Origin of the sequence: Phaeobacter sp. JH20_02 (assembly GCF_048056915.1) — a bacterium.
Lineage (GTDB): Bacteria > Pseudomonadota > Alphaproteobacteria > Rhodobacterales > Rhodobacteraceae > Phaeobacter > Phaeobacter bryozoorum.
In genome coordinates, this window is sequence record NZ_JAYMVP010000001.1 from 69,506 (window position 1) to 96,408 (window position 26,903).

24 protein-coding genes are annotated in these 26,903 nt (G+C 59.9%); 11 read left to right on the forward strand and 13 right to left on the reverse strand.

Features of this window, described 5'->3' with window-relative positions:
• Nucleotides 1-13: 13 nt before the first annotated feature.
• Together VWY34_RS00360 and VWY34_RS00365 are read right to left on the reverse strand one after the other, a co-directional pair.
• Nucleotides 14-1,414 carry an aldehyde dehydrogenase family protein gene (locus tag VWY34_RS00360; protein WP_416544988.1) on the reverse strand — a complete coding sequence of 467 codons (1,401 nt, stop codon included), beginning with the start codon at nt 1,412-1,414 and terminating at the stop codon, nt 14-16.
• A 23-nt stretch (nt 1,415-1,437) separates the two neighbouring features.
• On the reverse strand, nt 1,438-1,815 hold the full coding sequence (locus VWY34_RS00365; protein ID WP_416535450.1) for a nuclear transport factor 2 family protein: 378 nt from the start codon (nt 1,813-1,815) through the stop codon (nt 1,438-1,440).
• 139 nt (nt 1,816-1,954) lie between these two features.
• On the opposite strand from VWY34_RS00365, the gene VWY34_RS00370 reads away from it, so the two are divergent.
• From VWY34_RS00370 to VWY34_RS00405, 8 genes are all read left to right on the forward strand, one after another.
• Nucleotides 1,955-2,902 carry a helix-turn-helix transcriptional regulator gene (locus tag VWY34_RS00370; protein ID WP_416544990.1) on the forward strand — a complete coding sequence of 316 codons (948 nt, stop codon included), beginning with the start codon at nt 1,955-1,957 and terminating at the stop codon, nt 2,900-2,902.
• 180 nt (nt 2,903-3,082) lie between these two features.
• Complete coding sequence (locus VWY34_RS00375; protein WP_416544992.1) at nt 3,083-4,363, forward strand: ABC transporter substrate-binding protein; 1,281 nt, start codon at nt 3,083-3,085, stop codon at nt 4,361-4,363.
• Between the two features lie 3 nt (nt 4,364-4,366).
• The gene (locus VWY34_RS00380; protein ID WP_416544994.1) at nt 4,367-5,080 is read left to right on the forward strand and encodes an ABC transporter ATP-binding protein; all 714 of its coding nucleotides are present in this window, start codon (nt 4,367-4,369) and stop codon (nt 5,078-5,080) included.
• Nucleotides 5,077-5,781 (forward strand): ABC transporter ATP-binding protein, encoded by a 705-nt coding sequence (locus VWY34_RS00385; protein ID WP_416544996.1) that lies wholly within the window; start codon nt 5,077-5,079, stop codon nt 5,779-5,781. The genes VWY34_RS00380 and VWY34_RS00385 overlap by 4 nt, the downstream gene beginning before the upstream one ends.
• Nucleotides 5,778-6,647: a branched-chain amino acid ABC transporter permease gene (locus VWY34_RS00390; RefSeq protein ID WP_416544998.1), complete on the forward strand. Its 870-nt coding sequence runs from the start codon at nt 5,778-5,780 to the stop codon at nt 6,645-6,647. The genes VWY34_RS00385 and VWY34_RS00390 overlap by 4 nt, the downstream gene beginning before the upstream one ends.
• Nucleotides 6,644-7,570, forward strand: a complete 927-nt coding sequence (locus VWY34_RS00395; RefSeq protein WP_416545000.1) for a branched-chain amino acid ABC transporter permease — start codon at nt 6,644-6,646, stop codon at nt 7,568-7,570. Before VWY34_RS00390 ends, VWY34_RS00395 begins: the two co-directional genes overlap by 4 nt.
• A gap of 32 nt (nt 7,571-7,602) precedes the next feature.
• Complete coding sequence (locus tag VWY34_RS00400) at nt 7,603-8,931, forward strand: outer membrane beta-barrel protein (protein WP_416537998.1); 1,329 nt, start codon at nt 7,603-7,605, stop codon at nt 8,929-8,931.
• Between the two features lie 26 nt (nt 8,932-8,957).
• Entirely contained in the window at nt 8,958-10,070 is a 1,113-nt protein-coding gene (locus tag VWY34_RS00405; RefSeq protein ID WP_416545002.1) for a class II histone deacetylase, read from the forward strand.
• 177 nt (nt 10,071-10,247) lie between these two features.
• Here VWY34_RS00405 and VWY34_RS00410 read toward each other — a convergent pair whose 3' ends face one another.
• From VWY34_RS00410 to VWY34_RS00440, 7 genes are all read right to left on the reverse strand, one after another.
• Nucleotides 10,248-10,748 (reverse strand): DUF3299 domain-containing protein, encoded by a 501-nt coding sequence (locus tag VWY34_RS00410; RefSeq protein ID WP_340547655.1) that lies wholly within the window; start codon nt 10,746-10,748, stop codon nt 10,248-10,250.
• Between the two features lie 22 nt (nt 10,749-10,770).
• Nucleotides 10,771-12,021 (reverse strand): ABC transporter permease, encoded by a 1,251-nt coding sequence (locus VWY34_RS00415; protein ID WP_340547656.1) that lies wholly within the window; start codon nt 12,019-12,021, stop codon nt 10,771-10,773.
• Nucleotides 12,018-12,713: an ABC transporter ATP-binding protein gene (locus tag VWY34_RS00420; protein ID WP_416545004.1), complete on the reverse strand. Its 696-nt coding sequence runs from the start codon at nt 12,711-12,713 to the stop codon at nt 12,018-12,020. The genes VWY34_RS00415 and VWY34_RS00420 overlap by 4 nt, the downstream gene beginning before the upstream one ends.
• A gap of 6 nt (nt 12,714-12,719) precedes the next feature.
• Nucleotides 12,720-13,373, reverse strand: a complete 654-nt coding sequence (gene zrgA, locus VWY34_RS00425) for a zinc uptake protein ZrgA (protein WP_416545006.1) — start codon at nt 13,371-13,373, stop codon at nt 12,720-12,722.
• A gap of 24 nt (nt 13,374-13,397) precedes the next feature.
• Nucleotides 13,398-13,784, reverse strand: coding sequence for a Fur family transcriptional regulator (locus VWY34_RS00430; RefSeq protein ID WP_416545008.1), 387 nt, complete (start codon nt 13,782-13,784; stop codon nt 13,398-13,400).
• Between the two features lie 110 nt (nt 13,785-13,894).
• Nucleotides 13,895-16,165 (reverse strand): glycosyltransferase family 2 protein, encoded by a 2,271-nt coding sequence (locus tag VWY34_RS00435; protein WP_416545010.1) that lies wholly within the window; start codon nt 16,163-16,165, stop codon nt 13,895-13,897.
• A gap of 154 nt (nt 16,166-16,319) precedes the next feature.
• Nucleotides 16,320-17,357, reverse strand: a complete 1,038-nt coding sequence (locus VWY34_RS00440; protein ID WP_416545012.1) for an AraC family transcriptional regulator ligand-binding domain-containing protein — start codon at nt 17,355-17,357, stop codon at nt 16,320-16,322.
• 121 nt (nt 17,358-17,478) lie between these two features.
• Here VWY34_RS00440 and VWY34_RS00445 point away from each other — a divergent pair, with 121 nt between their 5' ends.
• The 3 genes from VWY34_RS00445 (at nt 17,479) to VWY34_RS00455 (ending at nt 21,689) form a co-directional block, all read left to right on the forward strand.
• On the forward strand, nt 17,479-19,251 hold the full coding sequence (locus VWY34_RS00445; protein WP_416545014.1) for an acyl-CoA dehydrogenase: 1,773 nt from the start codon (nt 17,479-17,481) through the stop codon (nt 19,249-19,251).
• A gap of 54 nt (nt 19,252-19,305) precedes the next feature.
• The gene (dmdD, locus tag VWY34_RS00450) at nt 19,306-20,112 is read left to right on the forward strand and encodes a methylthioacryloyl-CoA hydratase (protein ID WP_416535465.1); all 807 of its coding nucleotides are present in this window, start codon (nt 19,306-19,308) and stop codon (nt 20,110-20,112) included.
• A gap of 83 nt (nt 20,113-20,195) precedes the next feature.
• Nucleotides 20,196-21,689 carry a PLP-dependent aminotransferase family protein gene (locus VWY34_RS00455; RefSeq protein ID WP_416545016.1) on the forward strand — a complete coding sequence of 498 codons (1,494 nt, stop codon included), beginning with the start codon at nt 20,196-20,198 and terminating at the stop codon, nt 21,687-21,689.
• A gap of 80 nt (nt 21,690-21,769) precedes the next feature.
• On the opposite strand, the gene VWY34_RS00460 is transcribed toward VWY34_RS00455, so the two are convergent.
• The 4 genes from VWY34_RS00460 to VWY34_RS00475 are packed head-to-tail and all read right to left on the reverse strand — an operon-like array spanning nt 21,770 to nt 26,902.
• Nucleotides 21,770-22,837 carry a dihydroorotate dehydrogenase gene (locus VWY34_RS00460; RefSeq protein WP_416538045.1) on the reverse strand — a complete coding sequence of 356 codons (1,068 nt, stop codon included), beginning with the start codon at nt 22,835-22,837 and terminating at the stop codon, nt 21,770-21,772.
• Between the two features lie 3 nt (nt 22,838-22,840).
• Nucleotides 22,841-23,737, reverse strand: coding sequence for a 3-keto-5-aminohexanoate cleavage protein (locus VWY34_RS00465; protein ID WP_416545018.1), 897 nt, complete (start codon nt 23,735-23,737; stop codon nt 22,841-22,843).
• Complete coding sequence (locus VWY34_RS00470; protein ID WP_416545020.1) at nt 23,734-24,936, reverse strand: pyridoxal-phosphate-dependent aminotransferase family protein; 1,203 nt, start codon at nt 24,934-24,936, stop codon at nt 23,734-23,736. The genes VWY34_RS00465 and VWY34_RS00470 overlap by 4 nt, the downstream gene beginning before the upstream one ends.
• Nucleotides 24,929-26,902: a TRAP transporter permease gene (locus tag VWY34_RS00475; protein ID WP_416539597.1), complete on the reverse strand. Its 1,974-nt coding sequence runs from the start codon at nt 26,900-26,902 to the stop codon at nt 24,929-24,931. The genes VWY34_RS00470 and VWY34_RS00475 overlap by 8 nt, the downstream gene beginning before the upstream one ends.
• Between the last annotated feature and the right edge of the window lies 1 nt (nt 26,903).

Consider the following 26,903-nt stretch of genomic DNA (forward strand, 5'->3'; position numbering starts at 1 on the left):
CCCGGCCGCCCGTTCAGGTGAACACCACTTGGATATCGGTGTATTCTGCCAGTCCTTCCTCGCCGAATTCCACGCCGAGCCCCGAGGATTTCACCCCGCCGAATGGCGCGTTGGGCTGGATTGCCCCGTGCTTGTTGATCCAGACTGAGCCGCACTCCAGTCGTGCCGCCACTGTTCGCGCCTTGGCAATATCGCTGGACCAGACCGATCCGCCCAGCCCGTTGGGGCTGTCATTGGCGGCTGCAATCGCCTCCTCAACGTCGCGGAATTTGATAACCGGCAGGGCTGGACCGAACTGCTCCTCATCCACCAGCGCATCACCATTGGTAAGACCGGCAATGATGGTCGGCTCAAAAAACAGCCCTTCACCAGGGTTGCCGCCCAGCAGCAGTTGGCCTTTATCGCGGGCCGCTGCTACGAGACGGGACACCTTGGCGTGCTGCATGGGATTCTGCAGCGGGCCAAGGATGGAGGACTCGTCGGATCCCGGACCCACCGGAATGGTGCGGGCAAATTCCACCAGCGCGGCGCAGACTGCATCGTGAATGTCTTCATGCACATAAAGGCGCTTCAGCGCGGCGCAGGTCTGGCCGTTGTTGATGAAGGCGCCCCAGAACAGCCCCTCGGCGATTGCTTGCGGATCGGCGTCCGGCAGCACGATGCCCGCGTCATTGCCGCCCATTTCCAGCGTCAGCCGCTTCATCGTCGGCGCGGCCGAGGCCATGATCTTCGCGCCCGTTGCACAAGAGCCGGTGAAGACAATTTTGCGGATCCCCGGATGGGCAGACATTGCTGCCCCCAGATTGTCAGCCTGGTCGTCGCTGGCGACACAATTTAGGACTCCCGCAGGCAGCACCTCGTTCAGCAAAGCCACAAGCCGCAGGGTGCTGAGCGGAGTCAGCGGGGAGGGTTTTATCACCACTGTATTGCCGGTCCGCAGCGCGGGCAGAATGTGCCAAATCGCAATCATCACCGGGTAGTTCCAAGGGGTGATCGAGCCGACGACACCAAGCGGTTTGCGATGCAGCTCAATCCGACCTTCGGCGTCTTCCTGCAGAACTTTGACCGGCAGCGACAGCTGAGCGGTGTAACCGGCCCAGGCCTGAGCTCCGCCCATCTCAAAACGTGATCCGAGGCCATTGAGCGGCTTGCCCTGTTCGGCGGTGATTAGCTGCGCGAGCTCCTCAGCGTGCTCCGCGATCTTGTCCGTGACGGCTTCGCAATAGCGCCGCAGTTCGGTGTCGGGCAGCTGCGACCAGCTGGCAAAGGCCTCCTGCGCGGCTGCTACCGCACGGTCTAGGTCCGCCAGTGTTCCGTTTGGTGCTCGGCCTGCCAGCCCGCCTGCCGGGTTGGCAACGTCGAAACTGGCGGCAGCTGGCGCGGGCGCGCCGCCGATTGTCATCTCAAATGTCATAGGGTGTCCTCCTTGGCTGCAGGTCAGGCGGCGGGCATGAAATAGTCCATATGGACCTTCCAGCCGTCGTCACCGTTCTGCCAGACAACCACATAGGCCAGATGGATATCGCCTGCGCCCTCGGCCCGCGGCGTCAGTACCACGCGGCCTGTCTCAATCGCGCTGCAGCCTTCTTGCTGCACCGATGTTGTTGAGAGCTGGGCCAACTTCATGTCTTGCACCGCACCCAGGAAGTAGGCTGAGGCACCGTCGCGCCCGGTAAAGGTTCCGATCCCCTGGCCAATCACCACCGGGTCGGCGGTGTAGTAGCCCTCCACCAGCGCGGCGACATCGCCAGCGGCAAAGTCCGCCTCGAACTGGCGCGACTTCTCGGCGATCACGTCTTTCAGGGTTGCAGTCATGGTGTAATCCTCCCTTGGATTTGCGCATGCCCTCGGCAGTCCCGGGGCGCTGACGCCAACGCTAGCCAGGGAAAGGGAGGTGCTGTATAGTGCAGATGCACTATGTGTTTGGCAGCTTGGCGCGGGATACCCGGACCTCATGAACCGCTATGATCTGAGTGAATTTGTACTGAGCCTGATGGACAAGGCCAACACCCACACGCCGCTGCATTTCCAGCAGTACATGATCGGGCTGATGCGCGGCATTACGGTGTTTGATTCCGCCTGGTGGGGCTGGTCGGTTTTCCGGGGCGGCAAGATCGCGATGGTCCATACGATGGTCAGCGGTTTGCCGGAGGGGTTCGAGCCCAAGGTCAAAGCGCATCTGGTGAATGACCCCTTTGTGCGTACCGGCCGTTCCCTGAAACGGTACGCCCGGTCGCTGTCGGTCGAGGATGCTGTGACAGATCCCGGGTTTAAGGTCTTCGCCGAGGAATTCGATCTGACCCAGATGCTGAACGGCCATTGCAAGGTGCGCGAAGGGCCGTTCAACTTTTTCATGTCGCTTTACCGGCATGGCCAGAAGCCAGCCTTTACCGACACAGAGACTGCGGATTTTCTGGCCATCCTACGGCATCTGGAGCAGGCGTTGTCGATGTGCTTACAGCTGGACCTAGGATTGCGGGTGGATCCCTGCAACGAATGGGCGCTGCTGGACCATGAGGGCGAATTGTTCTTGTGCTCTTCCGGCTTCAATGCGGCGGTGAAAGACGGGCTTGAGCCGGGGCAGAAGCCGACGGCCATGATGCGGGAACTGGCGGGTCATACTGTGATCACCCCGCCCTCCGGGACGACCTTCGGCCGCTCCCGTTACTCTGACGACCTTTGGCTGATTTCGGCACAGCCGGTCAGCCCCCTGAGCCGCCTGTCCCCGAAGGAACGCCATGTTGCGGAGCTGCTGATTTCCGGCGCGACGATGCGGGCTATTGCCGAAGACGTCGGCGTTTCGGTCAATACCGTGCGGAATCAGGCGGCCTCCGTTTACCGGAAAACTGGCGTTCACAACAAAGTCGAACTGCTCCGCTTGGCGGGCGGCCTGCCGCGCTAGAGCTGCGCCCGGCCTTTTGCGATTGAGTTGAATCCGGGACTAGACTGCTGATTTTCTGCAGCTTCTTTCTGTATCCGCAAGCGCTGCAGGGTCGAACAAAAGCCCGCAGCCGGATAGTGCATCTGCACTATGTCTGGCCCGTTCGCCCTTCCGTACCGTTTTGGAAAAGGGAGGATCACCATGACCAGAAACACATCTTTCAGCCGTCGCAGTTTCCTGGCCGGAACGGCCGCCGCAACCGGCACACTCGCGATGCCGTCCATTGCCACCGCCGCCTCCAAGAAGGTGCGGATCGGATTCATCTCGCCGCTGAGCGGACCGCGCGCCTCGTTCGGGACATCGGATCAGTGGATGGTCGACAGCATCCGCAAGCAGCTGGAGGGCGGGCTGAACTCAGGTGGCAGCTCCCATGAGGTGGAGATCATCGTGAAGGACAACCAGTCCAACATGAACCGGTCGATCTCTGCGGGCAATGAGCTGATCCTGCGCGATCAGGTCGATATGCTGCTGATCAACGACGGCGATGCGGCGGTGGCATTGGGCGAGATCGCTGATATCCACGGCATCCCGACGATGAGCACGATGCAGCCCTGGCAAGCCTGGATGTTCCCGCGCGGCTCCAACCCGGAACAGGGCTTTCCCTGGACCTTCCATTTCTTCTGGGGGGCTGATGACGCCATGAGCACCTTTGTGCGGCTTTGGGATCAGATCGACACCAACAAGAGCGTTGGCGATTTCTATCTCGACAACCCGGTCGGACAGGCCTTTGCCGATCCGGCGATGGGGTTGCCGGGCTTTATCGAGAGGGGCGGGTATTCGCGTACCGATGGCGGCATGTTCAAGATCGACGCGGATGACTATTCCGCCCAGGTCAGCCGCTTCCGCGACGCAAGCGCCGATATTGTGACTGGCTTCGGCTTCCCGCCGCATTGGATCACCTTCTGGAATCAGGCGGGGCAGGCGGGCTACACCCCAAAGGCCTGCACCTTTGCGGCGGCTTTTCTGTTCCCGCAGGCGATCGAGGCGATGGGCGCGCGCGGCGATGGCATGACGACTGAGGTCTGGTGGACCCCGAATGTGCCCTTCGCCTCTTCCTTCACGGGGCAAAGCGCCCGCGAACTGGCCGGTGCCTGGGAAGCAGACAGCAACGCGCAATGGGTGCAGACGCTGGGCTACAGCCATGCGCTGTTCGAGGTGGGTCTGAATGCGCTGGTACAGTCCGGCGCCCCCAAGGACCGCGCCGCAGTCCGCGACGTGTTTGCTGCCACAAAAATGGACACGGTTGTGGGGCCGGTGGATTTTGCCTCCAGCCCTGTCAAAAACGTGGCGAAGACCCAGCTGGCGGGCGGCCAGTGGCGCAAGTCCTCGGGCAAGCATGCGTTTGAACTGGTGATTACCGAAAACACCCTCGCGCCTGACATTCGCGTCGAAAGCGAAACCATCGCACTGCCCAAGGTCTGAGCCATGTTGGAAGCACGCAATCTCAGCAAGGCGTTTGGCGGCCTGCGGGTGATCGAGGATGTCTCGGTCACCGTCGCACCGGGCAGCTGCCTTGGGATCATGGGGGGCAATGGCGCGGGCAAGAGCACGTTCTTTGACCTCCTGACCGATGTTACACGCGCCGATGGCGGATCGGTCCATGTGGCAGGGCGGGATGTAACCGGGCTGGACACAGCCGGGCGGGTCCGTGCCGGGCTGGCACGTGCCTTTCAGGTGCCGCGCGCATTTGCCTCTCTCAGCGTTCAAGAGACACTCTATCTGGCCCAGCATGCCAGCCACGGCATCGCGCCCACGGCCGCACGGGCAAGGGTGGAGGAGATCCTGGAGATCACCGGTCTGGGACCACACCGCAACAATCCCGGCACCGCGCTGCGGTTGTTGGACCGCAAACGGCTCGAACTGGCGAAGGCACTGGCCTCTGATCCCAAAGTGATCCTGCTGGACGAGGTGTCCGGCGGGCTGACCGATCAGGAAACCGCCGAGATGGTGCTGCTGGTCAAGCGGCTGAAGGAAGCGGGGCTGGCGGTCCTGTGGATTGAGCATATCGCCCACGCACTGCAGGAAGCGTCTGACAGGATCATGATGCTGGCGCTGGGGCGCAAGCTGATTGAGGACCGCCCGGAGGCGGTTGCCGCCGACCCGCAGGTGCGCGCGCTGTATCTGGGGGCGGCGGCATGACCCTGTTGCAGATGCAGAACCTGACCGCGCGCTATGGCGATTTCCAGGCCCTGTTTGGAATTGATGCGCATGTAGCCAAGGGCGAGACCGTCGCGCTGATCGGTGCCAATGGCGCGGGAAAGACCACGCTGCTGCGGGCGATTGCAGGCTTGGGCACACGCGAGGCGGGGCAGCTGACCTTTGCCGGGCAGGACATTCTGGCGCTGGATCCCGGCGCGCTGGCGCAGCGCGGCATTGCCATGGTGCCGGAAGGCCGCCGGCTGTTTCCCAGCCTGACCGTGGCGGAAAACCTGATGATCGGCGGCGATGTCGGACGGCGCGGCCACTGGACCCTGCCGCGGGTGCTGCAGCTGTTCGACGAAATCGCGCCGATGGCGCAGCGGCCTGCAGGTCTGCTGTCGGGCGGCCAGCAGCAAATGGTGGCCATCGGCCGCGCGCTGATGACCAACCCGGAGCTTTTGCTGGTGGATGAGGCCTCCCTCGGGCTGGCGCCGGTGATTGTTGATCGGGTGTATGAGGCTTTGGCCGGCCTCAAGGCGCGCGGCACCACAATTGTGCTGGTCGAACAGGATATCCGCAGGGCGCTGGCAGCCTCTGACCGTTTCTACTGCCTGCTGGCAGGGCAAGTGTCGCTGGCAGGCGCTTCGGATGGTGCCTGTTTCGAGCAGGTGAGTCAGGCCTATTTCGGAGAGAACCAATGAGCACAGCCATAGAAATCCTGATGAACGGGCTGTTCCTGGGCGGGCTCTATGCGCTGTTCGGGCTGGGGCTGTCGCTGATCTTCGGTGTCATGCGGATTGCCAATATTGCTCATGGAGAGCTGGCCATTGCCGGCGCGCTGGCGCTGTTTACCCTCAGCGCGGCCTGGCCCGTCAGCCCATTTCTGCTGATGCCGCTGGTCTGCGCGGGCGCCTTCGCCTTTGGCTGGCTGCTGCAGACCCAGCTGCTGAACCGGGTGCTGAGCCCCGATCCGATGCCCGCGCTGCTGGTCACCTTCGGCCTGTCGGTGGTGATGCAGAATGCGATGGTCGGCTTATACGGCGCCAACAGCCGCAGCATCGACCTGGGCGCGGTCAAAACCGCAAATCTCACCATTGCTGGCCAGACAATCGGCTGGCTCCCGCTGGGCATCTTCCTGCTGTCGCTGTCGCTGTTCGGCGGGCTGCATCTGATCCTGAGCAAAACCCGGCTGGGCCGTGCCGTGCGCGCAACCTCTGATGATGCGGAAACCGTGGCGCTGTTTGCAATCCGCCGCCGACGCATCTTTGCCATTGCCATGGCAGTCTCCGCCGCCTGTGCGGCGCTGGCAGGAATGCTGCTGGCCTCACGCAGTTCGATCACGCCGTTTTCCGGTGCGGAGCGGCTGCTCATCGCCTTTGAGGTGATCGTGATCGGCGGCCTTGGCTCAATCTGGGCCAGCTATCTTGGCGGCATCGCCCTGGCGCTGGTGCATGTGGCGGGCTTCTACTTTGATCCGGCGTCGGGGCTGCTCTACGGGCACCTCATGCTGCTGGTCTTCCTTCTCATCCGCCCGCAGGGGCTTGCCGGAAAGGTGGTGACACGATGACCCGCTCATTTCTCGCCCTTTTGCTCACTGCACTTGCTGCCGCGCCTTTTGCGCTGAATGCAGGCGGGCTGGCGCTGCTGACCGAAATGCTGGTGCTGCTGGCCATCGCACAAAGCTGGAACCTGCTTGCGGGCTATGGCGGCCTCCTGTCGCTTGGCCACCACGCCTTTGTCGCCACCGGGGCGTACCTCTTGTTTGCTGTCACACGGGACCTGCCTGTCTCTCCCTACATCATGGTCCCGTTGTCCGGGGCCGGGGCGGCGCTGCTGGCGCTTGCCCTGACCCCGGTTCTGTTCCGCCTGCGCGAGGTCTATTTCGCCATCGGCATGTGGGTGGCGGCAGAGATCATAAAAATCGTTGTCGGCCGGCTGGACTACTTCGGAAGCTCGTCCGGCCTGCCGCTTTATGCGGCTCGGCGGATCGACACCAGCTGGCTGCCCGCGTCGGCGCACTGGTTTGCGCTGGCACTGTCCGCGGGGCTGTGTCTGGGGCTGTGGCTGCTGCAGCAAAGCCCCTATGGCCTGCATGTCCATGCGATGCGCGATGACGAAACCGCCGCCCGCTCGCTGGGGGTGAAAACCCGGCGGATCAAAGGGACCATCTTTGTCCTTTCGGCGGCGGGGTGCGGCATGGCCGGCGCCATCAGTTTTCTTGGCACGCTCTATGTCTCGCCAATCGCCGCCTTCGACATCAACTGGACGGTGAACGCGATCTTTATCTGCGTTATCGGCGGGCTTGGCACCATCCGCGGCCCGGTGCTGGGCGTGCTGCTGTTCGTTCTCCTGCGGGAGGGGCTCGCCGCCTATCCCGGCTGGAGCCAGATTGCCCTCGGCCTCATCGCGGTTGCGGTGATGCTGTTGGCGCCGCGGGGGCTGAGCGGCCTGCTGGACCGCCTGCTCCCCAATATCAGAAGGGCCGTCTGAGGCCTGCAAGACCATACCTTCAGGAGGGGAAAATGAAGAAGAGTTTGACGCTGGCCGCCTGGCTGGCCGGATCACTGCTGCCTGCCGCTACCCGTGCTCAGGATGCGCCGCCACCGGACGCCTACGGCTCCTTGTTCCGCAGCATCGCGGGTGACGGCCTGGAAAAGAACCACCGTATTGGTGTCTTGGGCTGGGTGGATGCAACCGCCATCACGGCGTCCAGCACTGGCGTGGACGGAGCGCTCGGCAATGGCGCGTTCTTCTCCGGCGAGGAGGGGCTGAACCTCAACCAGCTGGGATTGGTGTTCTGCCGCGGCATCAGCTGCCCCGGTCCGCTGGCCGGCCGCCCGCAAGGCGTTATCGCCCGGGTCGGCCCGTTTCCGGGGCCGCGCGGCGAGCAGGTGGAGTTCGGTTTCAATATCACCGCGACCTATGGGAGGGATTCCGACTTCTTCCGTACTGCGGGGTTTGACGACTTCACCTCCGATCTGGACGATGACAACAAGCTGGCCTTCCCGCAGGCCTATGCTGAGGTCTATCTGCCGGTGCTGGGCGGCACCACGGTCTTGGCGGGGAACTTCCTGTCGCCAGTCTCTGGTAAGGAAATCGGCCTGCCGTTCACCCCGCCCAACTGGTTTTCCACCCATACCTACAGCCTGCAGCATGGGCCTGGGACCCATACCGGCGTGCTGATCAGCTCTCGTCTGCCCACGCGGGAGGGAGCCGGACTCTGGGGCTTTGAGCTGGGCGCCGTGACCGGCTGGAGCACGGTGGAAGACAGCCGCCTGACGCTGATCGGCGCGCTGCGCTGGCGCAGTGCGGATTTCCGAACCTGGGTCGACTTCGAGGCGATCTATGGAAACGGCGAGGGCGATGCCTACGGCCCGTCCCGCGGCGGTTCCGCCTATATCGCGCTCAGCAGCACCGGTGAACGGCTCGACCGGGCGGCGGCCTACCTGACGGTTGGCCATCAGGTGAACCCTGATCTGTCCCTGGCTTTTGAGGCCAGCTACGGCTTTCAGGAGGGCGGCGATATTCCGGCCCCCGGCGCGATCACCCAGAAAAGCGAATGGTACGGCCTCAATGCCCAGGCCCGTTACCAGCTTGCGGACAATCTGCACCTGAACGGGCGTGCCGAATGGTTTCGCGACGACAACGCCGCCAACATCCTGTGGGCCGCGAACGGCGCCACCGGCGGCAATGTCTATGCGGTGACGGCGGGGCTGGAGTGGCAGGCAACCCCCGCGCTGCGGATCCGGCCAGAGCTTCGCTACGACACCTATGACGGCGGCGGCACACTGTTTGGCGGCGGCCGCAACGACCAGTTCACCGCGCTGCTGAACGCAACGCTGCGCTTCTGAAACCTGCACATCGAGGAGAGACGACAATGCCGGGTACAGGATTTTACTTTGACGAGCATTGCCTGTGGCACACCACTGGCGAACACGCGCTGATCATGCCGGTCGGGGGCTGGGTGCAGCCGCCCGCTGGCGCCGGTCACGCGGAATCGCCAGAATCCAAGCGGCGGCTGAAGTCGCTGATGGATGTGTCCGGACTGACCGCCCAACTGGGCGTGCAGTCCGCCCGGCCCGTCACCGAATGCGAAATGGCGCGGGTCCACAGCAGTGACTACATTGAGCGTTTCAAGGCGCTCAGCGATGCGGGCGGCGGGAATGCTGGTCTGTTCTCACCTTTCGGAGCTGGCAGCTACGAAATTGCCGCTTTGTCGGCCGGGCTGGCGCGACAGGCGGTTTTCGATGTGCTGGACGGAACCTATCAGAACGCCTATGCCCTGTCGCGCCCGCCGGGGCACCATGCTGGGCGGGATGGTTCCATGGGGTTCTGCCTCTTGGCTAATATCCCGATCGCGATCGAGGCCGCCAAGGCTGAAAAAGGGCTAGGCCGCGTCGCAGTGCTTGACTGGGATGTGCATCATGGCAACGGCACCCAGGACATATTTTATGAGCGCGATGATGTTCTGACGGTTTCGGTTCACCAGCAAAGCTGCTTCCCGCCGGGCTCCGGCTTGGGGGAGGAGCGCGGCGCGGGAGCAGGAGCCGACTGCAACTTGAACGTCGAGCTGCTACCGGGCGCAGGCCACCAGTCTTACGCCGATGCGATGGAGCTGCTGGTGTTGCCCGCGCTTTACGAATTCAAACCGGATCTGATCATCATCGCCTGCGGGCTGGATGCCAATAACTTCGATCCGCTCAGCCGAATGACGGCCCACAGCGGCACATTCGCCTATCTCACCCGCGCGGTGATGAAGGCCGCGCGTGACCTGTGCGGTGGCAGACTGGTTGCGGTTCATGAAGGCGGCTATGCCGAGGCAGTGGTGCCTTTCTGTGCCCATGAGGTGATCGCCACCATGGCAGGCATCAAGAGCCATGTCGAAGACCCCTTCCGCGGCGTTGCCGAGGCCAACCAGCCCGCAGCCGATTTCGTCGAATTTCAGCGGAACCGGCTGATAAAGTTCGCGGAGCAGATTGCATCAACATAGTCAGGAGCTCTAGCTCACGGCGCCGGCCGGTTTCCTTGTCTTCGCCTCACCGCTCAATTGCAAGACTGCCGCGCCATCACACGCGACAGTTTGTTAAAAAGTAACTGCGACCGATTGGGCTTCAAGCGGGGTATTCTTGCCTCGCTTGGAGCTTTCGAAAAACGTCGAGCTGCTTCGTCACCAGACGTAGACCTCCATCTTGTCGGCGGCTATGGAATAGCCCGTTTGGCCAAGCGCGGTAGATTGCAGTTGCGTGCGCAGTGTTCCCGTAACCCAAACCGGATCCCAGAGCTGATCCCCCGGCCATGGTTCTGTCGCGGTGACCATCACAAGCTGGTTTGCCGGGGGCGGGGGCGTATGGATGCAGGCGCCGACATAGGGCACCAGCATGAACTCCGTCACGCCCTTTGCTCCGACGTCGAAGGGGATGATGAAACCTGGCATCTTGATATACACACCGTTCAGCTCTTCATTCAGCTTCGTCGCATTTGCGTCGTAGATCGGCCGCCAGGTGTCATTCTCAACGTCCATATCGCCTTCGCCGGTGATCTCCGAATAGGGAACTCCCGGCGGGATCAGGTCATCCCACATGATCTCGCGCGGCGTCGCTGCAGAGGCCACCGTTGGGGCAACCACTGATCCAGACAAGAGCATCAACGCCGTTCTGCGGTTCATCATTTGGTCCACCTCGCTTAGTCCACTACATCCTTACCATCATACCATCGGCAACGGACATTCTATAGGCTCTCATCGCAGGTATGAGGCTGACAACCATGCCGGCACAGATAACGCTCAGAATGACCCAAAACTCGCGCAGTGTTGGCGCATCAATCGGCAACCACAAGCCAAGCGCGCTGTCGAGAAGGGGTTGGGAGATGATCAACCCTACATATACCAACCCCAATCCAAGTGTTGCCCCGAGAGTGGCCATCATCATCGCTTCCAACACCAGCAGGCTAAGTATTGTTAGCGGACCTGCACCCATCGCGCGAAAGATCGCCATTTCGCGGCGCCGTTCATTCAGACTGGAAAAGATCGTGGCCATCATTCCGATCAGCGCGGTCACAACCACCATAGCCGAGACTGCAACAAGCGCGGTTTCGGCTATGCCAACAATACCCCATAGCTCTTGCAAAGCCACACCCGGCAGGATCGCCAGCAACGGCTCTTCGCGATATTCGTTGATGGAACGTTGCAGAGAAAATGTCTGGAGCGGGCTTTTGACACCGACGAGGGCCGCCGTTATCGCTTTCGGTGTCAGGTCCATCTGACGGATGACATCCACCGGCGTCGCCTGACCGGGGATCTGTGCGCCACTCTGCCAGTCGACATGGATGGCTTCTATCGCCTCCATGCTTATGATGACCGTGCGGTCAACCGGCGTACCGGTCTTTCCCAGAATTCCAGAGACCCGGAATGGCTGATCTTTGTGTTCGGTGAAAGACGCAAGGCCATGCGCCACGATGATCGGATCGCCGACCTTGTAACCCAATGCGGACGCGACGTCGGCCCCAACCACCGCATCAAAAAGATCATCCATGACGGCGCCATTTGCCAGCGTCAACGACCTGCCTTGCCGATATCTATAATGCTCAAAAAACTCTTGGGTGGTGCCCATCACACGGAACTGCCGGTGGCTGTCGCCAAGGGAGATCGGCACAATCCAGTCCACATCAGACCGGCCCGCGATGTCCTGATAGCTTTGCCAGCTGACGTTGTTTGTCGCATTCCCGATACGAAATACTGAATAGAGCAACAACTGCACAGATCCCGAGCGGGCGCCGACAATCAGATCGGTCCCGGAAATCGTGTCGGCAAAGCTCGCCTTGGCCCCGGTTCGCACCTTTTCGACGCCAAGAAAAAGGGCGACCGACAAAGCGATAGCGAGGATTGTCATGCCCACCGTCAGCGCACGCGCAAACAGCGACGCAATCGCCAGCCGCAAAATCATGATACACCTTTCTGAACTTCGGCGATGTCCTCAAGGGTGATGACCCGGTCGAACCTTTTGCCCAGACGGGGATCATGGCTCACCATCAATAGTGAAGAGCCCGTAGACGCAGTCTGTGTGAACAGCACATCGAGAAAGGCGTACTGGGCGTTGCTATCGAGGGCAGAGGTCGGCTCATCCGCGATGATAAGGGGGGGCTGGCCAATCAAGGCACGGGCCACCGCGACGCGTTGTTGCTGACCCACGCTGAGCGTCCTGGCCTTTGCGTTGATAAGATGCTCCGGCAGACCCAGGGCAGAACACAAGCGTGCTGCCTCCGCGGCGGGCTGGCTGACCCGCCTGCGGCGTGAGGGCGCAAAGCGGAGGGGCAGCAGGATATTGTCGATCACGGATCCAAATGGGAGCAAGTTGAACTGCTGGAAGATAACGCCGATATGCTCCGCCCTGAACGTATCTCTCGCGCCTCCGCTCAATCGGGAAATATCTCTGTCGGCAACAGAAATCTCGCCGCGATCCGGCAGGATTGTACCGCAGATCAATGACAGCAGCGTTGATTTTCCCGACCCGCTTTCGCCCAGAAGCAGGACTGTTTCACCCGCTGCAAGAGAGAATTGCGGGACACTCAGCGAGAACCCGGTTCGTCCGCGCCAACGATAGGCCAGTCCAGTGATTTCGAGCGTTGCATCCGTCACCTACGTTCAACGCTCCAACGTCAGGATCGGGGTGCCACGTTCGACCTGATATGCGTGCGCGCCGGATGCACCGACCAGTTGCACCTGAACCTTCTGCGCGTTGGGAAAGGCGTCGAAGTAAGCGAAGCTGATATTCGTCAGGGATGCAGGTTCGGCGCAGTTTAGTATGTAATTTGCATTAAACTCGGCGTGATCTGCTTTTTCGGTGTGATGCTCAGCATGGCCTTCATGCTCATGGTCATCATGCTTGTCGTTCGCGTGGCCTTCGTGGTCGTTATGACCGTGTTGGTTGTTATCATGCCCGGCATCTTCGGCATGATCCTCATGCTCATCTTGACCGTGGTCACTGGCAGTCTCCAGCTTTGCGCTCGCCTCGCCAACGCTGCACCGAGCGGCGTCCGGCATAATGAACAGGGCCAACGGATCACTGAGCCGGGCGATTGCAGCATCAACTGCTGAACGATCCGCGGCACTCTTTGCGGCATGTTCAAACCCGACCAGGTCAGCACCGGGCGCCTGGAACTCCATCAATACCGTGCTCCCGTCGATCGCAATGTTCAGCGTGCCAACGCCGTGTTCATGCGCGCCAAGTTGACGGGTGCCCTCGGCCAACGCCGGCAAGGCAGTAACGATTGCGAGAAGAGAGAGAGTTCGTTTCATAACAATGTCCAATGTGGAAAATGATCAGGCAGCACAGGTGCCACATAGGCCGTGGATTTCGACGATATGGCGCAGGGCTTTAAAGGCATTTTTATCGGTCAGTTCTGTAAGCTTCGGAAGCAGGTCACTGCCGTCGTGTTCCTCTACCGATCCGCAGTCTTCGCAGATGGCCAGAACAGGCACGCTTTCAGCATGGTCGCAGCGACAGGGGACAAAGGCGTTGATTGACTCAAGGCGATGCGCACGCCCCTGATCGGTCAGAGCCGACAGCGTACGATAGACTGTTGGCGGCGCAATACTTGGCTCGCTCACCTGAAGCTGTTCAAGAATTTGATATGCCGTCATCGGCCTGTCGCAGGACTCCAACACGGTCAGGACATCTGATTGGCGTGTCGTTGCGCGTTTTCGCATGATGGCCCCCTTTGTTGCTCCAGTTTATTATTTTATAATATAACAAACCGCAAGACTTAAAACACCAGACACCGGGACAGCCATACGCAAATCCCGGATCGCTCCTGTCGTTAATGGTTGGTCTCGCCCCGCTTCACGCTGAAAAAAAAGTCGCTCCCTAAGGGGCGTTCGGCAACCTCGTCAGGAATAACCTCGGGGCCGCTCAGAAACACGGTGGTGCAGAAATGGGCGTGCATCCTCGAGAGTTTTCGCAACTTTTCACCTGTGATGTCCTGAAACAGCGCAAACATATCCTCGCGCGCTTTGAGTTCGCTGATCCTCTCGCGATGCCTTCGGCAGCAGTCCTCATGCGCAGCGGCAATGTCTGGATCCGTCAGCAATCGGGCCAGTTCCTCCTCAAGCGCAGGCATCATGCGCTGGATCGAGCGATCGTCTTCGGCGTTGTTGTTCATTCTGAACCAGTAGGACAATCCCTGATCGCGCTCGACGTGATTCACCCGGCCACGGTCGCGTTTGACCAGAAAACTCTCTGCACTGCGCACCGCGTAATGGTTGAGCTGGACTAGGTCGTATCCATAGGTCGCGATGGTCGAGCGCCAGCCATTGCGAAATATGTCCCGTGGCATCGGGCGACCCGATCCGTTGACCCATCGAATGTCCTGCCAGTGCTGTGATTGCAGCCCCTTTGGCCGGTGAACGCCGAGACGTTTGAAGACACCGTTATTTCGAAACAGCGTTTTAAAGCCCCAAGCCTGATGCGGCCTGCGCGTGACTTCATGGGCGCAGCGCGTAAACTCTCGTGTGACTAACGCGCCGGAGAACCTGGACACATCATTGTTTCCGAACAAGCGCCAGGTCATAGCGATCATATTCGCGTCACCGATCGCAGCATATAGGTCGCTGAGCCGCCCATTTCCGCATCTGATATTGATGAATTCATCCACATCCATACAGACAAGCCAATCCGCGGTGCGAACGACAGGTTCTTCTTCCGCCGCTTGAAACGCGGCGTGCTGCGGCTTCAGGTCGGTTCCGCGATATGGGTTATCCCTGTGCTGGACGTAGCCCTTGTCCTGTAAAACCCGCAAAAGACTGTCGGTGCCATCGCTGCAGTCATTTGTATAAACAAGGACCTCATCGACGCCGATGGCACGGTGGTAGGCCAGCCACTCCAGCACGAAAGGCCCTTCATTCTTCATCGTTGTGATCACAACCGTCCGCGTTCCACTGCCGCCAGTGGGCAAAAGCTTTGCCTTGGGCATACGAACCGGATCTGCGCCGAAATGCTGCAACGACACATCTAGGAGTTCCGGCACCTCAACGAGGCCAGCCTTTGGGACAATTTGCGATAGCTTCTCAGTTGGATGGCGCAGGAGCATACTGCGGGAGAACTTGGCGATGCGATCCGTGTCGGGCGTCGCCCCTACGATCTGTGACTGATGCCAAATGCTGTCAGCGCGGCAGTCTTGCGGGGCGACGCACCAACGCAGGTGGCGTATGTCGCTATCAAACCGCGTACAGATATGATCGGAAAATGAGGCGTTTCTGCCGCGACGCACCCGCCAAGGATAGCTCTGCACCCCATGCAGGCACGTGTAGCTACCAGGGACCTGAACCGCGCGATCAAAAATCGTTGGACCTTTGTTACAGGCCAGCAGGTCGCATAAATCAAGATTGGCCACTGCACGGGCGCTGGCCAAAAAACGCGCCCGAATGATCTCATAGATCACGAACTCACCGAGCGGCGCCCTCCAGGGGTCATCCGGCGGCGCTGTCTGCCTGCGTTTCGGTGCACCCAACACATTCAGTGGATGAGCTTCAGCTGGCAGGCCTTTTTTGCCAAGCGGGCAGGCAGAATGAACCACGACCACGCGCACGAGCCCCTCAATCTCTTTAGCAAAGCCTTGCAAAGCCGCGATAAACTGCCGACTTTCATCAGGTGGCGCTTGATCTAGGATGACGGCTGCCTGCATCCCATGCTGAGACACATGGTAGGTCAGCCAGTCAAAGGCCGTTTCGGCACTTTCACCATTGCGCGTCGCTATAATCACGTTCAGCCCGGAAAAAAGGTCCGTCTCAGCAGCTTGGGCCTCAACACGGCATTCTTGACCGTTGACGGCGATAACGACCGGGCCCATCGGGCTATTCAATCCGAGATCGAGGGACTGAACGCAATCCGGGCGATGTCTTAGCGTGGTGTTTTCGTCGGAAGCCAAAACATCGTTGCAATGGGTCCCTGATTTGAAGAACAGCCTGGCGGCATGGCTGTTGCCTGCGGGGATCACTACGCAGTCTAGCAGAATGGTTTCACCAAACTGCTGCACACCCAACTGGCGCTCCAGAACTTTGTCCGATCCTGTCCCGAGGTCTGAATGCGTCATAGAAGGCCCGTTGATATTTGTCTTTGGATAGCACGAATTCATTCGTACTGCCCTGAAAAATCCGAACGCCACCAATCATGAACGGCCTCACCGCCCTCGGGTCGATCCTCGATTATGCGTCGCGCCTGTATCCTGAACCCGAGCGGCCCGGTGCCTATGTATCAAGGGCTCGATAGGAGCTGGTTGTGCCGCCTGTCCAGCGCCGGAAAGCACGATGAAAGTTTGCCGCAGAGGAAAATCCAAGATCCTGCGATATCTCTTCAATCGACTTCTGCCCGGCTCGCAAATCACGGATCGCGATATCGCGGCGCAGTGCATCCTTGATGGACTGGAAGGACGCTCCCTCAGCATCTAACCGCCGCATCAATGTTCGAGGTGTCACATTTAGCATTGCCGCAGCATCGCTCAGTCGGCAGTTTTCCCAGTTGGATTGGTAGAGGAATTCTCGGATCTGAAGCGAAAGCCGGTGCTCCCGAAAGCCGGTGAAGATCCAGTCACGCGGAGCGCGGTCCAGGAATTCCGCCAACTCCGCAGCAGTGCGGGGCTGAGGTGCGCCCAGCTGCTGGGCGTCGAATGAGATGGCCGAGCAGCCCTGAGAAAATGTTACGGCGGCTGGAAAGACGACACCATAATCCTGCGCGAATTCGGGGCGATCGAAGGCAAATTGCACGGCCTTCACCGGCACCTCGTAGCCCGCCAGCCAAGAGAGCAGACCATGCGCCAGCTTAAGCATAAGCATATGCCCGAACCGTTGGATCTCAGGCGATCCGCGGGGGACGATCTTGAGAATGAGATCTGTATTTTCAGATTTTAAATCAACTTGATAGTCATCAAGTATCAAATTCCAGAATGTGGAGAACCGATATAGGGCCGCCGGGAGGGTTCCAGCTGCACGCACCGTGGTCAACAGGTGTTGCAGCGCGCGAGGCCGGACAGTGCGGTCCCACAAACCGGTCATTTCATCACCAGTTTCAACGGCGGCAACCTGATAGAGCTGCACGATCTGGTCAAGGGTTACCCGCTGCGCGCCCATGTGTTTGACAGTCTCCGGCTTGACCAGCGGGGCAAGACCGCAGCGTTGCAGAATAGAGCTCATCTGATCTCCGTTACAGCAGGTCTGCAAAGCCAGAAGCCAGTCTTCAATGAATGGCAGAGATACGGTCGCCAGCGTGTCTGGATCGGAGTGTGTCATCACTGCGTCAGATTAGGTTGTTTTGTCACTTTCGGAAAGTCGTTTGTCAAATTCTGGAATGGGCAGCAAACTGACCGTACCGTAGATACGCGACAGCAGGTAGCACAGCAGCGAGGCGCCAATGACTTATCAAGCTCCAATCCGTGACCTGATGTTCAATCTCGAACATCTTTCCCAATGGCCGCAGATCGTGTCCTTGGACAAGTACAGCGAAATTGAACGCGCTGACGCTCAGGCTGCCTTGGAAGAATTTGGCAGGTTCTGCGGGGATCTCATCGCGCCGCTGTCACATGAGGCCGACACGGCGGGCGCGCGACTTGAGGGGAACAAAGTCGTTCTCCCAAGAGCCTATGAAAAAGCCTACGCGCAGTTTGTCGACATGGGGTGGCAAAGCCTGGCACACCCTGCGGACCATGGCGGAATGGGCTTGCCGCGAGCCGTCGGAGCTGCCGCGACGGAGATCCTGAATGCGTCGGACATGAGCTTTGGCCTGTGCCCACTTCTGACCGATGGTGCCATCGACGCGCTGGAGCTCTCCGGCACGGATGAACAGAAGGAAATTTATCTCCGGCCGCTGGTGTCCGGCAAGTGGAGCGGAACAATGAACCTGACCGAGCCTCAGGCCGGCAGTGATCTTGGTCGCGTGCGTTGCAAAGCTGAGCCGCGCGAGGACGGCAGTTACAGCATCAGTGGCACCAAGATTTTCATCACCTATGGCGAACATGATCTCTCCGAGAACATTATTCATCTGGTTCTCGCGCGCACTCCCGACGCGCCGGAGGGGCACAGGGGGCTGAGCCTGTTTCTGGTGCCGAAATACCTCGTTGATGAGAATGGCCACCCCGGCGACCGCAATCGTGTCAACTGTGTGAGCATCGAACACAAGCTGGGGGTACGGGCAAGTCCGACAGCGGTTCTGGAATATGCAGGTGCCACCGGATATCTGATCGGGGCAGAAAACCGCGGGTTGGAATATATGTTCACCATGATGAATGCCGCGCGCTTTGCCGTCGGCGTTCAGGGGGTCGCCTTGTCCGACCGCGCCTATCAGCACGCGCTTGCCTACGCCCAGGAGCGGGTTCAGGGACAAGGCATCGGACTGGACCCTGAACAGGTTCCGACCATCATCGGCCATCCCGATGTGCGCCGACTGGTGCTGCGGATGAGGGCTCTGGTCGAAGGTGGCCGGTCGCTCAGCATGGCAGCGGCTGGCTGGTTGGACCTGTCTCGGAACGGAACCGACAGCACGCGCGCAGAGGCAACGCCGATCGCCGAATTCTTCGTCCCTCTGGTCAAAGCCTTCTGCACGGAGCGAGCGGTCGAAGTGGCATCCCTCGGAGTGCAGGTCCATGGCGGAATGGGCTTCATCGAAGAGACCGGCGTCGCGCAATTCTACCGGGATGCCAGGATCTTGCCGATTTACGAAGGAACCACGGCAATTCAGGCGAATGACCTATTGGGACGCAAGGTGCTGCGAGACGACGGACAGACAGCGCGCCGGTTCTCGGCCATGATTGCAGAGACCGAAAGCGCCCTGAAAACTGGGAGCCCGAAAGCGCAGGACATCGCGAAATGTCTTGGCGATGCGCGGGAAGCGTTTGACGCCAGCCTGGACTGGTTGCTGGACAATGGCAGCGATGATCTCAGGTCCGCCTTTGCCGGCAGCGTCCCTTTCCTCAATCTAACCGGGACGCTTGCGGCCGGATGGCAACTGGCACGCGCGGCGCGTGCTGCCGAGATTGAGTTGGAACAGGGCAGCGATCCTGAATTCATGGCACAAAAAATCACCACCGCCCAGATCTTCGCCCGGCATGTCCTGGTCGAATGCGAAAGCGACCGGGCCCGGATCATCAACGGTGCATCGAGTATCCTCGACGAGACAAGCCGACTCTGACCTTCCGCAGCATACCCTCCCAGGGCACCCATTTAATCCGAAAAGGATCCCGCCATGTTGGCAAAAGACAGCTTCAGCTCCTATCAGAACCTCGCCATCGACGTGCGCGACAACGGTGTCTGTGTCGTAAAACTCAACCGCCCCTCGAAACGAAACGCGCTGGACACCGCAACCATTGAAGAGCTGGTTCAGTTCTTCAGCGGTGCACATCGCAACGGTGTAAAGGCGGTGGTGCTGGCCGGGGCGGGGGACCATTTCTGTGCAGGTCTGGACCTCGTCGAACATTGGAAAGAGGATCGCAGCCCGGACGAATTCATGCATGTCTGCCTGCGCTGGCACGAAGCATTCAACAAGATGGAATATGGCGGGGTTCCCGTCATCGCAGCCTTGCAGGGCGCGGTTGTTGGCGGCGGTCTTGAGCTTGCCAGCGCAGCCCATATCCGGGTGATAGACCAAAGCACATATTTCGCGCTGCCAGAGGGCCAGCGTGGCATTTTCACCGGTGGCGGCGCGACCATCCGTGTCTCTGATTTGATTGGCAAATCACGGATGATCGACATGATCCTGATGGGACGTGTTTATCAGGGACAGGAGGCCGTTGACCTTGGGCTGGCGCAATACATCACTGAAGGATCCAGCTTTGACAAGGCATTGGAACTTGCCGATCGCGCGGCGGAAAACCTGCCGTTGACCAACTACGCGATCTGTTCCGCAATCAGCCATCTCAACAATATGTCCGGTATGGATGCCGCCTATGCCGAAGCGGTGGTCGCCGGTGTTGTGAACACGCAGCCCGCGGCACGGGCACGGCTTGAAGCCTTTGCGAACAAAACGGCTGCACGCGTTCGTCCGAATGAATAACGCAGCATTCCTCTCGCCCATCCGGATCAGGGTGGGTGGGACCTACCATTCGGGGGGCAGCGGCCACAAAGGCAGTTCTCGCCTTGACTGGTCTGATCGAACTTATCAATAGTTGTGCTATGACTAAGGCCAGATCAGGAGCGGCACTGCTCTCCCTTTCACTGGATCGCGACGGACCAGAAACGTTGCAGGCACAGCTGCTGTCTCAATTGAGACGCCTGATTCTCGAGCATGTGCTTTCGCCAGGGTCAAAGCTCCCGTCAAGCCGGACATTGGCTGATGAACTCTCGGTGTCACGGGTGACGGTCTCCGCCGTGATCGATCAGTTGATCAGCGAGGGCTATCTGGAAGGGCGCGCCAGATCCGGTGTCTACGTCGAAGCAGAATTGCCCGAACAGCTGCCGGGATCGGCAGGAGCACCAGGCCCGCAGGATACAGACGCAGCCATGCCGGACGCTACTCCCGACATGCCCGCACAGTTACGAACCTTTGATATCTCCGCATCTGAGATCGCACTGTTTCCATACCGCCAATGGAGCCGCCACCACGACAAAACCTGGCGTATGCCCGAAGCCGCGTTGTTGGCGCGCGTCGATCCTTTTGGTTGGCCGCCGCTGCGCAGCGCGATTGCCGATCATTTGCGAGAATGGCGTGGCTTGCCCTGCACGCCAGAGCAGATCTTCATCACCTCCGGTGTCGTCGAAGCGATTGGCCTGATCGCGGCTGCCGTGTTAAGCGAAGGCGATGAGGTCCTGACCGAAGATCCCGGGTATATGATCCTCAATCGCGCCTTGCATCACAACCGGCTAATCCCAGTGCCGTCGCCGGTTGATCAGTCGGGCTTCGACATCAAGAGCGCACTGCTAGCCACACCGAGGGCAAAAGCGGCGATTGTGACACCGTCGCGTCAGTACCCGCTGGGCGTGACATTGCCGCTTTCCCGCCGACTGGAACTGATCGAATGGGCCGTCGCGAGACAGGCCTATGTGATCGAGGACGACTTTGACAGTGAGTATCGATTTCAGGGTCGACCGCTCCCGGCGATGATGAGCCTCAACAATCAGGATCGGGTGATCTACGTCGGCAGCTTCTCCAAGGTGGTCTTTTCTGCACTAAGGCTAGGGTTTGTGGTTCTTCCAAAACCACTTTTGTCGCAGGTCAGAGCCGTGCTGGAACAGACCGACCCGCAGGCGTCACTCATGCTGCAACCCGTGCTGGCCCGTTTCATGCAGAGCGGCGATTTTGCCACCCATATCCGGCGGATGCGACGCCTCTACGCAAAACGACATGCGGCGCTGCTGCGGGCGATCTGCGTCCATGCAGGCGATCTACTGGCCGTGGATCCGGTACCTGCCGGGATGCACTTGGTGGCAAGGCTCACATCTTCGCTCGAGAGCCGCATGAGCGATGTCGAGGCTGCACAGCGCGCCGATTTGGCCGGGGTTTCCGTTAGACCGCTGTCGTCATTTTTTGCACAGACGCCCAACATGCAAGGGCTGGTCATGGGCTTTGCAGGGTTCTCAGAAGACACACTTGACCAAGGCGTTCAGGATCTAGCGGCGGCCTTACGTGCATGAAACCAAGCCTGTCTTGTCAACTCAATCAATCCTATTTTTAACATAACTACCATTATCAATCATCTTGTGGGCGCAATTCCTCATCCCTCGGGCGCGGCATCCGCTGTTGATGGGATAAAATTGCGCCAGTGATCCCCGACGGTGGGCAGTTCTGTATAGGTCCGCCGTGCGTCGGCGGCGCGACCGATGAGATCGGCGGCAGACATGCCCATTTTGTCGCAATAGGCTTCCAGTTCATCCACCGCGTCCGTGATCACCCTCCAGCCGCGCAGCATCACCTCGGAGGATAGCCCTACGGCACTGCTACCAGCCAGCATCATCCGGGCAACGTCCCGACCATTTGTCGCGCCGTTGGTGCCAATCAATGGGCAGCCCGGACCAAGACGTCGTCGGCTTGTTGCCAACCAATGGCAAGTGATCGGCAGGTTCCAATACCCCCCGATACCGCAGCTTGTGTCCAGCACAGGTTTTTGTGTTTCAAGATCAGGCACCAACCCAAGCGACCGGCCTGCCATAACCACGCTTTGGGCGCCTGCGGAAAACGCTGCTTCAGCGAGGTCGCCTACGCGTTCGCTTTGACCTGAGATCTTGATCCAGACCGGAATATCTAATGCTTCAACCATCATTCCGGTGAGCCTTGCCACCCGTTCGGGGACCAGCTCCGTGCTGACAGCACAGCGCGCCGCCTGGCTGGCGTAGGGCGTACCGATGTTCAGTTCCAGCAGCTTCAGCCCGGCGGCCTGGATCGCGCGCGCCATGTCCAGGGCTGCGGCTGGCTGAGCCAGGACCAGTGACGGTACGAACAGACAGTCGTGTTGACCTGCCAGACGGTCCATACTCACAGCTTGCAAGAGCCAAGCGTCAAAGGTCAGTGACGGTAGCCCAGATCGGGTAAACACCGTCAGTCCGCGCGGAGCATCCTCGGACCAATCCACCTTGTTCCAGTCTCGATCCAGCAAAGTGTATTCAGCCTGCTGCAACTGGTGCCTGGCGGCTTGCGACTCGTTGATAGATTTGCCGACCACCGCACCCGCGCCGGCTTCAATCGCAGCACGGACCCCCTCGATATCAATCAGATGTTCTCCCGGCGCCGCGATCACCGGGTTCTTCAGGCAAAGATCTCCAATGCGGGTCTCAAGCTTGGCCATGCGTCACCCGCCGACTTCCAGCCGTTCCCCTGAGCACACAGTCTCCTTGACCTGCGGCCCTGGCGTCGACGCCCGCAATCCCAGAATGCGGCGTGCCTCATCTGTGGTCGCGACAGGACGCTCGTATTTTTCGCAGAGCGCTGTCACACGCTCCACGAGTGAAGCGTTCGACGGCGCCAGCGTATTGCGGTCGAGCCTGACATTATCCTCAAGACCCGTTCGCGTGTGTCCACCTGTCGAGATTGCCCATTCATTGACAACCAACTGGGCAGCGCCAATGCCGGCAGCGCACCACGGCGATGTCGGCGACAGCCGTTGCAGCGTTGCCCGGTAGATATCAAATATGGCTCTGTCTGCGGGCATCGCATTGCGCACCCCCATGACAAACTGCACATAAGGCGGGTCATGCAACTTACCCTCTTGCGCCATCGTGCACGCATTTACGATATGGCTAAGATCAAAGGCTTCAATCTCCGGCATCACACCGTAGGCCGCCATCTCGCTTGCCAGCCAATCCACCAGCTCGGGCGGGTTTTCGTAGACCCGTGTTGGGAAGTTGTTTGATCCGACCGAAAGCGACGCCATATCGGGCCGCAGTGACAGCATACCTCCCCGCGTCCGGCCAGACCCGGACCGGCCACCTGTGGACAGCTGGACGATCATGCCATCACAGTGCTTGCGGATTCCTTCCATCAGGCGCGCGAATTTCTCAGGATCCGAACTAGGTGTTTCGTCCTGGTTCCGAACATGACAATGCGCAATCGCGGCACCGGCCTCAAACGCGGCCTGGGTGCTTTCGATCTGTTCATCAACTGAAATTGGAACCGCCGGATTGTCCCACTTGCGGGGCAGTGACCCGGTAATTGCCACACAGATTATGCAGGGTGCTTGGTCGGTCATGGGCGGGATTCTTCCAGATTGGCCAAGGCCTCTATCGCCGCCCCTGCTCCGCGTGCATCGGCCTGTATGCCGAGCACCTTCAGAGCCAAATCAATGCTTGAGATCGCCCCCAGAATGGTCGGTGCATTGATGTGGCCCATATGCCCGATCCGTATCGACTTGTTGGCCCAGTCGCCCAGGCCCCGGCCCAGCGTAACACCGCAATGTTGCTTGCAGAAAGCGATGATCCTATGCGCGTGTGTGTCGGCAAAGTTCAGCACCGATACCGATGGCGCGCGAGCAGACGGGTCTATAATATTCGCCATCGCGCCCGCCGCCGACCATTGGCCAATTGCGGCCAGTGTCGCATCTCTAAGCGCTGCGTGACGTGCAAAGACCGCGCCGAGCCCCTCCCGCTCCATCATGTCTAGTGCTGCCGCGAGCCCGAACAAGAGCTGTTCGGGCGGCGTGCCACAGTATTTAGAGTAGTGATCACCCGTCATTCGCGCGGTCCAATCCCAGTAGCGGGACCGCAGACCCGCTGAGGCATGGGCCGCCAATGCGCGCGGTCCTGCCACCACGAAACCCAGTCCCGCTGGACACATCAGACCTTTCTGTGACGCTGATACCGCCACATCCACGTGCCATTCGTCGAAAGCAAATGGCATGGTGCCCAGCGACGCGATGGCATCCACCATCAGCAGAGCAGAATGACCAGTGACGTCTATGGCCTGCCGGATGGCACCGATCTTGTTGCAGGCGCCTGAGGCGGTATCGACCTGAACACAGAGGATGGCGGCAATCTCGTTCGCGCTGTCTTCTGTCAATCGCCGTATCAGCGCGTCGGTGTCGATGGGTCGGTGCCAGTCGCCCGGCAGGATCTCGACCTGTAATCCCATCGCCTCTGCCATGTCTCCCCAGCCAAGCGCGAACCGGCCGGATTCCAAGACCAGAATTCGATCTCCGCGCGACAACGTATTGCAGAGCGCCGCATCCCAGACGCCATGACCGTTGGCCGCATAGAGAAAGACCCGCTGCGATGTGCCGAATGCTTTCTGCAAGCCTGCCTCGCACCGGGCCGTCACGTCGAGAAGCGGCCCGGAATAGATGTCGATGGAGGGGCGCTGGATCGCCGTGCGCACGGCATCCGGAAGGATCGACGGCCCCGGGATCAGAATGGTTTCCGGTCCGGCGGCCAGTATTGGGAAAGCATCAATCATGGCTTAGCTCGATCTTGCCAAGCCGCCGCTCCCGCAGAAAGGCAGAGGCCACCACCGGGATGATCACAAGCCCCGCCAAACCCAGGATTTCATGCTTTTCAAGCGGGATGACCGTGTGCCCGGGGAGCGGCATGATGATCGCACCCGCAATGAGCAGCAGCCGGTCGTGTAGCTTCAGACGACCAACACCCGCCAGATAGCCCTGCATACCGCTGGCAAAGCACATCACACCCAAGACCGCGATGCTAAGTGCGATCACGATTTCACCCGGGCTGCCGACCAGAATTAACGCCGGATCCAGCACGAAGAAGAAGGGGATGAAGTAGATGACGCTGCCAAGTCTCATCGCCTCAACTCCCGTGGCCATTGGCGGTGCCTTTGCGACCGAGGCGGCGGCAAACGCCCCCAGCGCAACAGGCGGCGTGATGAACGACAGCATACCCCAGTAAAAAATGAACATATGGACGGCCATTGCATTCATTCCGGTCGCAACCAGTGCGGGAGCAAGAATAATCGCGAGAAAGATGTAGGCCGCCGTCACCGTCATACCGATACCAAGCACAAAGCTGGTCATCGCCCCGATGATCAAAAGCACCATAGGCGAGCCGCCAGCGATCGACAGCAGGTCATTCACCAACGTTCCGGCAAGCCCGGTCATCGAGAGGGCACCAACAATCAAACCAATCCCCGCCAATACGCTAACGAGTTCGGCAAAAAGCTTCGTCAGCGTGTCAACAAAAGCAAGCAGCTCGTCACGTCCCCAGCGCGTGTTCTTTGAGAACAGCTGATTGATGATCAGCAGCACTGGAGTTGCATAGAACGGCGCCAGCATTTCGCGGCGAAGGAAAAGCAGCAGATAAACAAGGAGAGCGAAGGCAAAGATATAGAACCACCCTTCTTTCAGCGTCTGTCGCACCGATGGCAATTCCGCGGCCTCAAGCCCCTTGATACCTTCGCGCGCCGCGCGCGCGTCGATCTGGATGAAAAGCCCGAAGAAATATAAGAACGACGGGATAATCGCGGCCATTGCAACACTGGCGTAAGAGACCTCGAGAAAATTGGCCATGATGAAGGCTGTGGCGCCCATAACTGGCGGCATTAGCACACCACCCGTTGAAGCGCAGGCCTCGACCCCGGCGGCAAAGGGTGCCTTTAGCTTGATACGGCGCATCGCAGGGATGGTCATCACACCGGTGGTCATGACATTGGTCACAACCGAGCCGCTCATCGAGCCCATCAGGCCGCTTGCTACAATCGCAACCTTCGCTGGCCCGCCACGAATATGTCCCAGCAGAGCAAAGGCAAGATTAATGAAGAATGTGCCCGCCCCGGTATGCTGTAGCGCTGCACCAAAGATCAGAAACCCGATGACCAGATTGGCGAACGCCCGCATCGGGATGCCCACAATGCTCTCGTTGCTCATGGCATGGTAACCCGCCGCAGTCTCCAGCGGGTAGGAAAACCCGCGAATGGGGCCGGGCATGGCATCGGCAAACAATGGATAGAGGGACACGACGCCCACAATAACGGCGAGTGCCGTGCCGCCGGCGCGGCGCGAGGCCTCAAAGATCAGGACCCAGAGTGCCATCGAAACATAGGTGGCGCGCGCGGGTGCCGCGAGTTCCCAGCCATTTTGCATCATGTTGAGCGAGTTTGCGATAAACCAGCACAGCACAGATCCGGTCAGGACCGCCAGGACGATATCGTAAAACGGCACCCTGGTGTCGGTCGCAGCCTTGCCAATGGGCAAGATGATGAAGACGGACGGGATGATCAAAAGCAAAAGCAGATACATATACTGATTTGCAAGAAGTGTATGGCCCACAAAGAAATGCAGATTGAAGGCCTGATTGATCGAAAGAAACACTACGGCGCAGGTGCTTGCCCGCAGCAACCAGAGCCAGGCATTGCCGACGGGTCGGAAACGGCTGACCGACGCTTCTAGGTCGTCCATCTTCGTACTCATG

Excerpts from the sequence above, each read along its gene's own strand:
- VWY34_RS00405 (WP_416545002.1), top strand. The coding sequence starts at position 8,958 with ATGCCGGGTACAGGATTTTACTTTGACGAGCATTGCCTGTGGCACACC.
- VWY34_RS00435 (WP_416545010.1), bottom strand. The coding sequence starts at position 16,165 with ATGACGCATTCAGACCTCGGGACAGGATCGGACAAAGTTCTGGAGCGC.
- VWY34_RS00445 (WP_416545014.1), top strand. The coding sequence starts at position 17,479 with ATGACTTATCAAGCTCCAATCCGTGACCTGATGTTCAATCTCGAACAT.
- VWY34_RS00475 (WP_416539597.1), bottom strand. The coding sequence starts at position 26,902 with ATGAGTACGAAGATGGACGACCTAGAAGCGTCGGTCAGCCGTTTCCGA.
- VWY34_RS00410 (WP_340547655.1), bottom strand. The coding sequence starts at position 10,748 with ATGATGAACCGCAGAACGGCGTTGATGCTCTTGTCTGGATCAGTGGTT.
- VWY34_RS00365 (WP_416535450.1), bottom strand. The coding sequence starts at position 1,815 with ATGACTGCAACCCTGAAAGACGTGATCGCCGAGAAGTCGCGCCAGTTC.
- VWY34_RS00465 (WP_416545018.1), bottom strand. The coding sequence starts at position 23,737 with ATGACCGACCAAGCACCCTGCATAATCTGTGTGGCAATTACCGGGTCA.
- VWY34_RS00430 (WP_416545008.1), bottom strand. The coding sequence starts at position 13,784 with ATGCGAAAACGCGCAACGACACGCCAATCAGATGTCCTGACCGTGTTG.
- VWY34_RS00415 (WP_340547656.1), bottom strand. The coding sequence starts at position 12,021 with ATGATTTTGCGGCTGGCGATTGCGTCGCTGTTTGCGCGTGCGCTGACG.
- VWY34_RS00390 (WP_416544998.1), top strand. The coding sequence starts at position 5,778 with ATGAGCACAGCCATAGAAATCCTGATGAACGGGCTGTTCCTGGGCGGG.
- VWY34_RS00470 (WP_416545020.1), bottom strand. The coding sequence starts at position 24,936 with ATGATTGATGCTTTCCCAATACTGGCCGCCGGACCGGAAACCATTCTG.
- VWY34_RS00385 (WP_416544996.1), top strand. The coding sequence starts at position 5,077 with ATGACCCTGTTGCAGATGCAGAACCTGACCGCGCGCTATGGCGATTTC.
- VWY34_RS00370 (WP_416544990.1), top strand. The coding sequence starts at position 1,955 with ATGAACCGCTATGATCTGAGTGAATTTGTACTGAGCCTGATGGACAAG.
- VWY34_RS00380 (WP_416544994.1), top strand. The coding sequence starts at position 4,367 with ATGTTGGAAGCACGCAATCTCAGCAAGGCGTTTGGCGGCCTGCGGGTG.
- VWY34_RS00375 (WP_416544992.1), top strand. The coding sequence starts at position 3,083 with ATGACCAGAAACACATCTTTCAGCCGTCGCAGTTTCCTGGCCGGAACG.
- VWY34_RS00395 (WP_416545000.1), top strand. The coding sequence starts at position 6,644 with ATGACCCGCTCATTTCTCGCCCTTTTGCTCACTGCACTTGCTGCCGCG.
- dmdD (WP_416535465.1), top strand. The coding sequence starts at position 19,306 with ATGTTGGCAAAAGACAGCTTCAGCTCCTATCAGAACCTCGCCATCGAC.
- VWY34_RS00360 (WP_416544988.1), bottom strand. The coding sequence starts at position 1,414 with ATGACATTTGAGATGACAATCGGCGGCGCGCCCGCGCCAGCTGCCGCC.
- VWY34_RS00440 (WP_416545012.1), bottom strand. The coding sequence starts at position 17,357 with ATGACACACTCCGATCCAGACACGCTGGCGACCGTATCTCTGCCATTC.
- VWY34_RS00400 (WP_416537998.1), top strand. The coding sequence starts at position 7,603 with ATGAAGAAGAGTTTGACGCTGGCCGCCTGGCTGGCCGGATCACTGCTG.
- VWY34_RS00460 (WP_416538045.1), bottom strand. The coding sequence starts at position 22,837 with ATGGCCAAGCTTGAGACCCGCATTGGAGATCTTTGCCTGAAGAACCCG.
- zrgA (WP_416545006.1), bottom strand. The coding sequence starts at position 13,373 with ATGAAACGAACTCTCTCTCTTCTCGCAATCGTTACTGCCTTGCCGGCG.